The organism is Pararcticibacter amylolyticus, from assembly GCF_003130405.1.
GTDB classification, from domain to species: Bacteria; Bacteroidota; Bacteroidia; order Sphingobacteriales; family Sphingobacteriaceae; genus Arcticibacter; species Arcticibacter amylolyticus.
The window spans coordinates 206,484-220,208 of sequence record NZ_QEAS01000010.1 but is presented as its reverse complement, the minus strand read 5'-3'; the positions used below and the strand labels follow the sequence as shown (position 1 = coordinate 220,208).

The window sequence follows — 13,725 nt, the reverse complement described above, 5'->3', positions numbered from 1 at the left end:
TATTGAAAGGAAATAAGATGAACAATTATAACTATAAAATATTGGCGATGGCAACTGTGTTGTCGCTGGCCTTCAGTTCCTGTAAAAAGGATTTGGATCTTACGCCTACAAACGATATTACAGCCGATAAGGCCTATGCGGATTTCAGCGGATATCAAAGCGGCGTTGCTAAAGTATACGGAAGTTACGCTACCCCCAGTAACATCGGGACGGGGACCAGTGATGTTTCCGGTCAGGATCCGGGATTTGCGGATTTTCTCAGAGGATACTGGAACTTACAGGAGTTGCCGACAGATGAAGCTGCCTGTGCCTGGATAGGAGACGCCGGTGGTGGTATTCAGGGCTTAGATTACAATAGCTATGTGCCATCAAATGTATTGATCCTCGGAATGTATGCACGCAGTATGTATCAGATCTCCGTGGTAAATGAATTCTTAAGGGAAAGTACCGATGCAAAAGTTGCATCAAGAGGGATAACCGGGAATGATGCGCAGGAGATTAAATATTTTGCAGCGGAAGCCCGTTTTATCCGGGCATTTCAATACTGGGTGCTGATGGATTTTTTCGGAAATCCTCCTTTTATAACAGAGGAAAACAAAGTGGGCAAAGAATCGCCTCAACAGATCACCCGTGCAAAACTGTTCGAATATGTAGAATCTGAATTATTGGCCATCGAGCCTTTGCTGAAGGAGACGAATGAATATGGCCGTGTGACGAAAGCTGCTGACTGGGCATTGTTGGCAAGGCTGTATCTGAACGCAGGAGTTTATACCGGGACAAATAAATATAACGAGGCTGCACAATATGCCGGGAAGGTGATTTCCTCAGGACATTATTCCCTGCACCCTGTTTACGCAAATCTGTTTAAAGGCGATAACGATAAGAACAATCCTGAAGTGATCCTTTCTATTAATTATGATGGTGTTAAAACGCAGAATTACGGAGGAACTACTTATCTCATCAACGCTGCAGTAAACGGAGACATGGGCCCGGTTGGTTTCGGTATCCCGAACGGGGGATGGGGTGGCAACCGCAGCCGTCCGAACCTTCCGAACTTATTTGGCGACTACAAGAACACCAAAGATAAGAGGGCTATGTTCTGGGGAGATAACCCCAATATCACAGATATTTCCATTTTCAAACAGGGATTGGCAGTTACCAAGTTTACCAACCTGACTTCAACTGGCACTACTCCTCCATCAGTTGGAGGCACTTACTGTTCAACCGATTTTCCTTTGTTCCGCCTTGCTGAAATGTATCTTGTCTATGCCGAAGCAGTCGCCAGAGGCGGTTCCGGAAGCACGGCTACTGCATTGGGCTACCTTAATCTGCTTCGTCAGAGGGCTTACGGTGATGCTTCGGGAAATCTCAGTTCTTATACTGTTGACGATATCCTTAATGAAAGAGGAAGAGAACTGTATTGGGAAGGATTCAGACGCACAGATCTCATCAGATATAGTAAATATACGTCCGACACCTACTTATGGCCGTTTAAAGGAGGTATAGCTGCGGGAAAAGGTCTTGAGGCTTATAAGACGCTATATCCTTTACCGGTCAGTGATGTAATTGCTAACACCAATCTTACCCAGAACCCGGGCTATTGAGTAACGTAAAGCTGATTTTTCATGCATGCCCGGGTGTCTCCATCCAGGTGTGTATGAAAACTTAACCGGAAATGCTATAAAATATTGATAAAACTATTTCGTATGAAAACTCTGTATAACAAAATAGTACTGCTGGGGGCCGTATTGCTGATTCTGGCTTCCTGTAAAAAGGATGAAGAAAGGATCACTGTCCGTGCGGGAGATCCTCCGGCGTTAAAATCTTCTGTTTCTACCCTGGTACTAAGTCAGGATGACGCTACCGAAAATGCAGTTACATTTTCATGGGACGCTTATGCTCTTACCTGGTCAGCCGATCAGTATAAGTCGGACATCGTTAAATATACCATCGAGGCAGATATAAAAGGACAGAACTTTGCGTCTCCTGTAATTACCGATGTAAACGGCACAAGCAAAGTATTTACCGTATCAGCATTCAATGCAATGCTGACAAAGCTTGAGCTCGCTCCGGGGACACCTGCTAATATCGAACTTCGCTTAAAATCGACTTTAGCTTCAAATACCACCCCTGCCTATTCAAATGTGCTGAACATTACAGCCACGCCGTACCGGGATGTACCTGAGTATCCATCCCTGTATGTGGCAGGTAGCTACCAGGGATGGGATCCTCCGACTGCCCTTAAAGTGTCTTCTCCGCAAAGCAATACTGAGTATGAGGGGTATATTAATTTCCCCGATGCTTCAAGCGAATTTAAATTCACAAGTGCCCGGGACTGGAGCCATACCAATTATGGAGCAGGTGCGACCACAGGCACCCTTAGCACAGATGGCGGCAACCTGCAGATTTCCGGAGCCGGGTATTATTATCTGAAAGCTAATACCGGCACCCTTAAATGGTCGGCCCTTAAAGTGACCTGGGGAGTTATTGGGGATGCTGCCGGAAGTTGGGACGTTGATAAACCGCTTACTTATGATGCCGCTGCCAGGGTATGGAAGGCCACACTAACCCTTTCTGCCGGAGAAATGAAATTCAGAGCCAACAGTAGCTGGGATCTGAATTATGGAGCAGGAGCAGAGGAAGGACTCTTAAAGGCCGGAGGGGGTAACTTAAAGATTACAGAGCCGGGATCTTACCAGATTACTTTAGACCTGAGTAACCCCGGTTATTATCTCTATAAATTAAAGAAAGTTTAATAAGATCTTCCGGTTACTGCCCGGTTGATATCGTGCAGTAACCGGATAGCTATAACGTATGGAAACGTAATCTTCAGGATGAAAAGAACATTCTGCACTCTGTACTTATAACGTACAACTTATAACTTAAAACTGTTATGCGATCTAAATTTTTACTGGCAGTATTTTATCTTTTTATAAGTGCCGCTGTATCCGGGCAAATTCCTGCTCTTGAACGGGTGGAGCCTGCATTCTGGTGGGCAGGGATGAAAAATCCGGAACTTCAACTAATCGTCCATGGAAAAAATATTGCTGACAGGGAAGCGAGTATCAGCTATCCGGGAGTGACACTTAAGGGAGTCAATAAAGTTGAGAACCCTAATTATCTGTTTCTTGATTTAGAGCTTTCACCTGACGTAGCTCCCGGAACATTTTCTATCAGTTTTAACAAAAAAGGGCAGAAAAGACTTTCTTATAATTATACCCTCAAAGCCCGCGATACTTCCCCCAACAGGATCCAGGGCGTAACCAGCAAAGATTTCATCTATCTCATCATGCCCGACCGCTTTGCCAATGGCGACAAGAAGAACGATGTGATAAAGGGGATGAAGGAAACTGCGCTGAACCGCGATTCGATGTATTACCGTCACGGAGGAGACATTCAGGGCATCATCGATCATCTCGATTACCTGAAAGACCTGGGGGTGACGGCGCTCTGGCTTAATCCTGTGCTTGAAAACGATCAGCCGAAAACCTCCTATCATGGCTATGCCAATACGGAGAACTATCAGATTGATCCCCGCTTCGGCACTAACGAGCTTTACAGGAAGCTGGTAGATGAATGCCATGCCAGGGGAATGAAAATGATAAAGGACCTGGTGCATAACCACCTTGGAAGTGAGCACTGGACGATAAAAGATTTGCCCTCAAAAGACTGGATCCATCAATGGCCTTCCTATACCAAGTCGTCTTTCCGCGACCAGGTTCTTTTTGATCCTTATGCTGCAGAATCAGAGAAGAAACAGATGACCGATGGCTGGTTTGATGTCCATATGCCTGATATGAACCAGGCGAATCCCTATGTAAAGAAATATTTCACACAAAGTCATATCTGGTGGATCGAATTTGCCGGGCTTGACGGCTTCAGGCTGGATACCTACGCTTATAACGATCCTGTATTTATGGCTGAGTGGGCAAAGGAAATAAAAAGGGAGTATCCCCGCTTCACATTCTTTGCCGAAACCTGGGTGCATGGAGTGCCCAACCAGGTGTTCTTCACCCAGGGGAATACCGTTAACCGGGGCTTTGATACCGGGCTGCCGGGTGTGACTGACTTTCAAAGTCTCTGGGCGATCAATGAGACCCTCAACGGGAAGTTCGGCTGGGACGAAGGTGTAACCCGTTTGTATACCACTACGGCCAGTGATTTTGTGTACCAGGATGCAACAAGGAATGTGATGTTCCTTGACAACCATGATCTGAGCCGTTTTTATTCGGTAGTTGGAGAAGACCTGAATAAATATAAGTCCGGGATCGCCTGGCTGCTCACCACCCGCGGGATTCCGCAGATGTATTATGGTACGGAGATCCTGATGAAAAATTTTTCTAATCCGGATGGACTTGTGCGGGAGGATTTCAAAGGAGGCTGGCCGGGAGATAAGGTAAATAAGTTCAGGCCGGACGGCAGGACCGAACGTGAGAACGATGCATTCAACTATGTCCGCACGCTGGCCAATTACCGTAAAAATAATGAAGTGCTGCAAACAGGAAAGCTGATGCAGTACGTCCCTGAAAACGGGGTATATGTGTATTTCAGGTACAATACAGATAAGACCGTAATGGTCATCATGAATACCGGTGATAAAGAAGAAACGCTGAAAATAGCGAGGTTCAACGAGCGTACGGCTGGCTTTAATGCTGCTGTAAACATCGTCTCCGGGGAAAGCCTGCCTTCGTTCACCCAGTTGACGGTGCCGGCAAAAACCACATGGGTACTCGAGTTAAAAAAATAGTATGTCGGATATAAAAGCATGTTTATTTGATCTTGACGGTGTAATTGTTGATACCGCCGTCTACCATTACCGTGCATGGAAGCGTCTTGCAAATGAACTAGGCTTCGACTTCACGGAAGAGGAAAATGAAAAATTAAAGGGAGTAAGCCGGGTCAGGTCACTTGAGCTGATCCTCGAATGGGCCGGGATAACAAAAACAGAAGAAGAGAGAGCCGAACTGGCTGCCCGTAAGAACAGCTGGTATGTAGACATGATCAGCAGTATGCAGCCTGAAGAGGTATTGCCGGGAGCGAGAGAGTTTTTAGAAGAGGTGCGGGCGGCAGGTATGAAAACGGCGCTGGGATCGGCTAGTAAAAACTCAGGTCTCATCCTGGAGAGAACAGGGCTGCTGTCTCTTTTCGATGCCATTGTGGATGGGAACAGTGTCACTGCCTCTAAGCCTGATCCGCAGGTATTCTTAAAGGGAGCTGAAGCGTTAAATACCGCGCCTCATCAATGTGTGGTGTTTGAAGATGCAGTGGCCGGGATTGAGGCTGCAAAAGCAGGAGGCATGAAAGTGGTAGGGGTTGGGTCTCCCGAAATACTTCATGATGCAGACCTGGTAGTGAAGGGTCTTTACGAGTTGAGTACAGATCTGTTATATCATTTATAAAGCGTTTAGAGAATTAATAACAGGATAAAGAGCGGGGATGGGTTCCATGAGAACCGTGCGTCCTGTTCGGTATCCAAAAGTTTGCGTCTGATGAAGAATTATATAAAAGTTGACGAGTGGAAGATAATAGAGGAAGGTTTTGATCCTCACCTGAATAAGATATCTGAAAGCATCTTCAGCCTGGGTAACGGAAGAATGGGGCAGCGTGCCAACTTTGAGGAAACATATACAGGTGAATCCTTGCAGGGTAACTATGTAGCCGGCGTTTATTATCCCGATAAAACCCGTGTGGGCTGGTGGAAAAACGGCTATCCCGAATATTTTGCAAAGGTTCTGAATGCAGCCAACTGGATTGAGACAGGGATCCGGATAGGGGAGGAGATACTTGATCTGAATAGCTGCACCGTGAGGGAGTTCCGCCGCGTGCTGCACATGAAGGAAGGTTACCTGGAGCGGTCTTTTGTGGCTGAACTGAGCGGAGGTAAGCAGCTAAAAGTGCTATCAAAGCGTTTTTGCAGTATTGTTGACGACGAAACAGGGGCCATCTCCTATTCGCTAACTCCAATGAATTTCAGTGCCGGCATCAAGATTACCCCCGCTGTTAACGGAGATGTGAAAAACCAGGACTCCAACTACGATGAGAAATTCTGGGATGAAGTTCATAAAGAGGCAGATGACCACCTGGGAATTGTGCTGATGCGTACAAAGAAAACGGGCTTCGAAGTTTGTACCGGAATGAAATTCAGCATCAGCTCCGATAGGGGCGAACCGGAATATCAAATCCGTCCTCTTACAGGAGAGAAATATGCAGCAAGTGAAGTAACGGTCCACGTCAGTGAGGGAGAGACCATAACGGTCTGCAAGTACGCGGCAAACCTTTCTTCAGAGAATTATCCTTCGGAAGTGCTGGTATCCGAATGTAAGAAAACACTGGACCGGATATATTCCAAAGGTTTTGATAAGATGCTGCAGGAACAGGCTGCAGCCTGGGAACTGAAATGGCAGGAAAGTGATATTGTGATAGAGGGGGATGCTGCTGCACAGCAGGGTATCCGTTTTAATATTTTCCAGCTGAACCAGACGTATACAGGAGAGGATGCCCGGCTGAATATCGGTCCGAAGGGATTCACAGGCGAGAAATACGGAGGTTCTACCTACTGGGATACTGAAGCCTACTGTGTGCCCTTTTACCTGGCAACAGCTCCGCCTGAGGTTACCCGTAACCTCCTGATATACCGGTATAAGCACCTGGAAAAAGCGATTGAAAATGCGGCTAAACTGGGATTTAAGAACGGAGCGGCCCTGTATCCTATGGTGACGATGAATGGGGAGGAGTGTCATAATGAATGGGAGATCACTTTTGAAGAGATTCATCGTAACGGGGCAATCGCCTATGCGATCTGGAATTACATCCGGTATACAGGAGATAAAGACTATCTGGCGGCTTACGGATTGGAAGTGCTGGTGGGAATTGCACGTTTCTGGAGCCAGAGGGTAAACTGGAGCGAAGAGAAGCATAAGTATGTGATGCTGGGAGTTACCGGCCCCAATGAGTATGAAAATAATGTAAACAACAACTGGTACACCAACACTATCGCCAGCTGGTGTATGGATTATGCGGTAGAAGCCCTGGAATATGTGAAGCGGGCCTCTCCTGAACGGTATGAAGAGCTTATTTCGAAAATGGCTTTCGATGAGTCAGAAGAAATCCCGGCCTGGCGGCATATTACCGCGAACATGTATTTTCCGGAAAGTGCGGAGTACGGCGTCTTCCTTCAGCAGGATGGATTCCTGGATAAGGAGCAGGTGCTGGTGAAAGATCTTGACCAGGCAGACAGGCCATTGAACCAGAAGTGGAGCTGGGACAGGATACTGCGTTCGGTCTTTATCAAGCAGGCCGACGTATTACAGGGACTCTATTTCTTTGAAGACCGGTACGACGAGGCAACTATCCGGAGAAATTTCGACTTCTATGAACCTCGTACCGTTCATGAAAGCTCTCTCTCCCCCTGCGTGCACTCGATATTAGCGGCAAAGCTTGGGGACGAGAAGCGTGCGTATGACTTTTACCTTCGCACCTCAAGGCTCGACCTGGATGATTATAACAATGACACCGAAGACGGGCTGCATATTACATCCATGGCCGGCACCTGGATGAGCGTAGTAGAGGGTTTCGCAGGGATGAGAGTAAAGAACGATGCTCTTCATTTCAGACCCTTCCTGCCGGGACAATGGACGTCGTTCTCCTTTAACATCCTGTTCCGGGAAAGTATCCTGAATGTGAAGATCAACAGGGACTCGGTTGTTTTAAGTAACCAGTCCAAAAAAAATGTTACAGTATACGTTTTTGGAAATGCCTTTGAAGTGGCCGGGGGAAAAGAGGTGTTCGCTGAATACGGAAAATACCAGGTATAAACCAGCAAGTATTAGGTATGGCAGTAAAAAAATATCCGCTCGTTTTGGCCGTCGTTGCACTATTTTTGAGTGCCTGCGGAGGCGCAGGCTCAGGAAGAAAGAATATGAAATCATCAGCTCCGGGACATAGCGGCAAGATCGTCATCTACCAGATGATGGTACGATTGTTCGGCAACCAGAACGAAACGAACAAATACTATGGTTCGAAGGAAGAGAATGGGGTGGGTAAGTTCAACGACATATCGGATAAAGCCCTGGATGAACTGAAAAAGATGGGGATTTCGCATGTCTGGTATACCGGCGTGATTGAGCATGCTACCATGACCGATTATTCGGCCTCAGGTATCCGCCCCGATGATCCGGATATTGTAAAAGGCCGGGCGGGCTCTCCTTACGCCATAAAGGATTACTACGATGTTGATCCTGATCTGGCAGTTGATGTAAAGAACCGGATGGGCGAATTCGAATCACTGGTTAAAAGGACCCATGAAAAGGGGCTGAAGGTGATCATAGACTTTGTTCCCAACCATGTTGCCCGTACCTATCACTCGGATGCTAAACCTGCCGGTGTTCATGATTTTGGAGCAGATGACGATCAGTCGAAGGCTTTTGATCCAAAGAATGACTTTTACTATATCCCCGGAAAGCCGTTTGTCGTGCCCAAAGGCACTAACGCAGGAGGAGATAACTTTAAAAGTCCGCTGAAGGATGGCAAGTTCGATGAAAATCCTGCCAGGGCGACCGGTAACAATGTGTTCTCTGATCAGCCCGGGCTGGGTGACTGGTCGGAGACTATTAAGCTGAACTATGGTATAGATTACCAGCACGGGGAGAAAAAGCACTTTAACCCGGTTCCTCCGGTATGGAATAAGATGAGGGATATCCTGGTGTTCTGGGCATCGAAAAATGTGGATGGCTTCAGGTGCGATGTAGCGGAGATGGTTCCTGTGGAGTTTTGGAACTGGGTAATCCCGCAGGTAAAGAAGCGAAAGCCGGAACTGGTCTTTATTGCAGAGGCTTATAATCCGAAGGAATACAAGACCTATCTGACAAAAGGCAGGTTTGATTACCTCTACGACAAGGTGGGTCTTTATGATGGTTTAAAGAGGCTGATCCGGAATGAGGCGAAAGCGGATGTGAAAGACATCAGCTATGTCTCTCAGGTGGAGAGCAGGGACTTTCCTTCCCGAATGCTGCGTTTTCTGGAAAACCATGATGAAGAAAGGATTGCTTCTGCGGGCTTTGCAGGAAATCCATGGTATGCAGTGCCCGGAATGGTCGTTTCGGCTACTTTATCCGGAGGGCCCGTCATGGTGTATTTCGGTCAGGAGTCGGGCGAACCGGGTAAGGGAAAAGAAGGGTTTGGAGGAGAGGACAACCGGACGACGATATTTGACTACTGGGGAGTGCCCGAACACCAGAAATGGGTGAACGGAGGAGCATTCGATGGTGGCCGGCTGTCGGCAGATCAGCGAAAGCTGAGAGCATTTTATTCAACCCTTCTTACTTTCTGTGCCACAGATGAAGCCCTTGCGAAAGGTAAGTTTCTTGAACTTTCAGGAGGGAAAGATCTGAACAGAAGAATGTATGTTTATCTTCGTTACACTGCAAAGGAACGGGTGCTGGTCGTGGCGAATTTCGACAGGGCGAAAGTATTGAAAACCCACATCGTTCTTCCGGATACGATTCTCTCCGGCATAAAGCGGTCGGATGGTAAAGCGCTGAAGGTAAAGGAAGTATTGTCCGGCAGTTCTTTTACGGTAGAGGATTTCACGACAGGCATTCCGGTCGCGGTCTCCGCCAGCGGTGCCGCGATTTACAAATTTTAATACGATAACCAGTAAACACCGATTATATGAACAGTACTATTGAAAAACCCAGGCTTTCATTCTGGCAGATATGGAATATGAGTTTTGGCTTTTTCGGCATCCAGTTTGGTTTTGCACTTCAAAATGGCAATGCTTCCCGCATCCTTCAGACATTTGGTGCAGATGTAGAACATCTGTCTCTTTTCTGGCTTGCGGCTCCTATTACAGGAATGATCGTGCAGCCGATCATCGGACATTACAGCGACCGTACCTGGACCCGCCTCGGAAGACGACGACCCTACTTTCTTACCGGCGCATTGCTGGCAGCGCTGGCCCTCATTTTTATGCCGAATTCTGCTGTGCTCGCCAGTCTGCTTCCCCCCATCATGGTGGGTGCAGGGCTGCTGATGATTATGGACGCGTCATTTAATGTGGCCATGGAACCCTTCCGGGCCCTTGTGGCGGATAATCTTCCTGAAAGCCAGAGAAGCGTTGGCTTTTCTGTTCAGACTTTCCTGATCGGTGCCGGTGCTGTACTGGGTTCCTGGCTGCCTTATATCTTTTCTGAGTACTTCGGCGTATCCAAAACGGCGGCGCCCGGACATGTTCCGGATAATGTCATCTATTCATTTTATGCGGGAGCTGTAGTACTTGCATCTGCCCTGCTGTGGACAGTGGTCACCACGAAAGAATATTCTCCAGAAGAACGGGCGAAGTTTCATGCAGACGAGGAGCAGCCTGATGAAGAAGCGAAAGGCCTGCTTTCGATCTTTACGGATTTTTCGAAGATGCCTCTTACCATGAAGCAACTGGGACTGGTGCAGTTCTTTTCCTGGTTTGCCTTGTTTTCCATGTGGGTGTTTTCTACCCCTGCTATTGCACAGCATATTTATCATGTTGCTCCCGGTGATACCTCGTCGGTCCGCTTCGCAGACGCCGGAAACTGGGTGGGAATCCTGTTTGGTATTTACAACGGAGTGTCGGCCCTGTACGCTTTGATGCTTCCGTCTATAGCAAGGCTTACCAGCCGTAAAATGGCCCATGCATTTTCTTTAGTTGCAGGTGGAATGGGCCTGCTTTCCATCTATTTCATCAGCAATCCTCAATTGCTCATCTTTTCGATGATTGGGATTGGGCTGGCCTGGGGAAGTATCCTGGCTATGCCGTATGCGATTTTATCCGGCTCTATTCCCGCAAGAAAAATGGGGGTGTATATGGGGATCTTTAATTTCTTTATTACGTTTCCTCAAATCGTCAACGGATTTTTTGGTGGAATGATCGTCAAGCATCTGTTTGCAGGTCAGGCGATCTATGCGATTGTGATGGCCGGTGTTCTCATGATCCTGGGCGCCATCTCCGTGCTGAATGTAAAAGATCATATAAAGAAGGAAGGCTGAATTTCTTGCAGCGGCAATAAACAAGGTCTGTAATTTTCTGATTCACAAAACCCCCTGAGCTTGCTTGCAGGCATTGGCTGCGGCTTGCTCACTTATTCCGATCGCTATGAAAAAGATATTTGTTTTCTTTCTGCTCCCTTTGTTTTTAGTTACTTCCTGCCGGAAGAAAGATGCCGTTGATACAAGTGATCCGGATACAGGCATAGAGGAAGCAGAGTCCGGACTTCTTACCTGGGCTCCTTATTTTCCGAATGGCGAGGATGCCGTGACGATCACATTCGACGCTTCGAAAGGGAATGGAGAATTGAAGGGGACCTCCGCTAAAGTGTACCTCTATGCTGGCGTTATAACGGATAAAAGCACAGGGCCCGGTGACTGGAAATATGTGAAGAGCCCATCTTTTAACAGTGCAGATCCTGCTTCGGAAATGACCCCCGTGGGGGATAACCTCTATAAAATAGGCATTAGTCCGAGGAGCTTTTTCAATGTTCCTGCCGGCGAAAAGATCCTGAAGCTTGTGATGCTTTTTAAGAATGCGGATGGGAGCAAGGTTGCACGAAATAAAGATAACAGTGATATTTATCTGCCGGTTACGGAGAGTAACAAGCTGGCCGTTCGTTTTCTCACCCCTGAATTTGAACCTCTGTACACTGCGGCACCTGCCGTACAGGTACGTCTAGCCGGTTCGGAGCTCATTGTTACAGCAGCAGCTTCCCAAAGCGCGGACCTCACACTCAGTCTCAATGGAAACAGCTTTGCCCGGGTATCCAATGCTGCGAAAATAGCAGGGAAAATCACTGTTTCCGGTTCGGGAACGCAGGAGGTAAAAGTGACCGCTTCCGGTGGGGGGACTACGGCTGAAGCCTCATTCTCCTTTACTGTCAATAGCACTGTTCGCGAAGCTGAACTCCCTGCGGGGGCAAAAGATGGAGTTACGTTCATCAACAACGGCCGCTCCGCTATTGTCAGCCTCTACGCACCGGGAAAACAGTATGTCTATCTTCTGGGGGATTTCAATGACTGGAAGGCGGAAGCCGCTTATTTTATGAACCGCACGCCTGACGGCAACCGCTGGTGGGTTCAGGCAGACAACCTTGATGCTGACAAGGAATATGCCTATCAGTTTTGGGTAGACGGGAGCCTGAAAATTGCAGATCCATATTCGGAGAAGGTACTGGACCCTCAGAACGATTCTTTTATCCCCGCCGGTACGTATCCTTCTTTGAAAGCTTATCCTTCCGGAAAGACCAATGGCATCGTCAGTATTATGCAGGGCAATCAGCCCGCATATTCATGGAAAACATCTCAGTTCACGAGGCCGGAGAAAAAGGACCTGGTGATCTATGAGCTGCACCTGCGCGATTTTCTTGCTGCCCGGAACTATACCACCCTGAAGGATACCTTAAACTATCTTTCTAACCTGGGAGTGAATGCGATCGAACTCATGCCGGTAACCGAGTTCGAAGGGAATTCCAGCTGGGGCTATAATCCTTCATTTTATTTTGCCCCCGACAAGTACTACGGGACGAAGAACGCACTGAAACAACTGATTGACGAATGCCATGCGCGCGGAATTGCCGTCATCTTTGATATGGTGTTAAACCATTCATTCGGACAATCGCCCATGGTACAGCTTTATTTTGATCAGCCGGCAGGGAAACCAGCGGCCAGCAGCCCCTGGTTCAATGCCACGCCTACGCATCCCTACAATGTGGGGTACGACTTCAATCACGAGAGCCCGGCGACGAAATATTTCGTGAAGAAGGTGCTGGAGTTCTGGATGAAGGAATATAAGGCAGACGGCTTCAGGTTTGACCTGTCCAAAGGATTTACACAAAAGAACAGCGGCACGGCCGAGTCGGCTGTCGGAGCCTGGAGTGCCTACGATGCGGGCCGCATCGCGATATGGAAAGAATATAACAGCTTCATGCATTCTCTCGATCCCAATTTCTACGTTATCCTCGAACATTTTGCCGATGACAGGGAGGAGAAGGAACTGTCGGATGAGGGCATGATGCTTTGGAACAACCTCAATTATAATTTCAACGAAGCGACGATGGGCTATGTCGGCAATTCAGATTTCTCCAGGGCTTTCTATGACCGTCATAATTTTACAACTCCTTACAACCTGGTAACCTACATGGAAAGTCATGACGAAGAGCGGCTGATGTTCAAAAATCTTCAGTATGGCAACTCCTCCGGTACTTATAATGTCAAGGATCTGACCACGGCCTTAAAGCGGCAGGAGCTTGCATCGGTTTTCCTGTTCTCCATCCCCGGCCCTAAAATGCTGTGGCAGTTCGGTGAAACCGGCTATGATATTTCGATCGAACAAAGCGGCCGCACAGGAGAGAAACCTCTGCATTGGGAATACAGAACCAACACAGCCCGGAAAGCTTTGTATAACCTGTTCTCCAAAATCATTAAGTTCAAGCGCTATAATCCGGTATTCTCAACAACCGATTTTCAATATCAATTAAGCGGTGCCGTAAAATACATCGTGCTGAAGAGCGCCTCTGAAAATGTAGTAGTGGCGGGTAATTTTGATGTTGTACAGCAGCAGGCAACTATTCCATTCCCCGCCTCCGGTACCTGGAGAGACAACTTCAGCAATCAGACCATCAGCGTAAGCGGAGGAACTTATACCGCAACGCTCGCTCCAGGGGAATACCATCTTTACAGTATTTCTCCCTTAAGGGAGAAATA

8 protein-coding genes are annotated in these 13,725 nt (G+C 47.6%); all 8 read left to right on the top strand.

All coding sequences use genetic code 11. The features are described 5' to 3' along the window. The first annotated feature begins 17 nt into the window (after positions 1–17). Positions 18–1,604, top strand: coding sequence for a RagB/SusD family nutrient uptake outer membrane protein (locus DDR33_RS13650; protein WP_109416350.1), 1,587 nt, complete (start codon positions 18–20; stop codon positions 1,602–1,604). A 102-nt stretch (positions 1,605–1,706) separates the two neighbouring features. Then, positions 1,707–2,756 (top strand): SusE domain-containing protein, encoded by a 1,050-nt coding sequence (locus DDR33_RS13645; RefSeq protein ID WP_109416349.1) that lies wholly within the window; start codon positions 1,707–1,709, stop codon positions 2,754–2,756. Positions 2,757–2,893: 137 nt separating this feature from the next. Further along, a complete protein-coding gene (locus tag DDR33_RS13640; protein ID WP_109416348.1) occupies positions 2,894–4,747 on the top strand; it encodes a glycoside hydrolase family 13 protein in 1,854 nt (617 codons plus the stop codon). A gap of 1 nt (position 4,748) precedes the next feature. Next, positions 4,749–5,399, top strand: coding sequence for a beta-phosphoglucomutase (pgmB, locus tag DDR33_RS13635; protein ID WP_109416347.1), 651 nt, complete (start codon positions 4,749–4,751; stop codon positions 5,397–5,399). 90 nt (positions 5,400–5,489) lie between these two features. After that, positions 5,490–7,814, top strand: coding sequence for a glycoside hydrolase family 65 protein (locus DDR33_RS13630; RefSeq protein ID WP_109416346.1), 2,325 nt, complete (start codon positions 5,490–5,492; stop codon positions 7,812–7,814). 17 nt (positions 7,815–7,831) lie between these two features. Beyond that, positions 7,832–9,643, top strand: a complete 1,812-nt coding sequence (locus DDR33_RS13625; protein ID WP_238387798.1) for an alpha-amylase family glycosyl hydrolase — start codon at positions 7,832–7,834, stop codon at positions 9,641–9,643. Positions 9,644–9,669: 26 nt separating this feature from the next. Further along, a complete protein-coding gene (locus tag DDR33_RS13620; RefSeq protein ID WP_109416345.1) occupies positions 9,670–11,019 on the top strand; it encodes an MFS transporter in 1,350 nt (449 codons plus the stop codon). Positions 11,020–11,125: 106 nt separating this feature from the next. Next, positions 11,126–13,725, top strand: a 2,600-nt coding sequence (locus tag DDR33_RS13615) for a DUF4961 domain-containing protein (RefSeq protein WP_109416391.1), incomplete at its 3' end; no start/stop codon positions are given.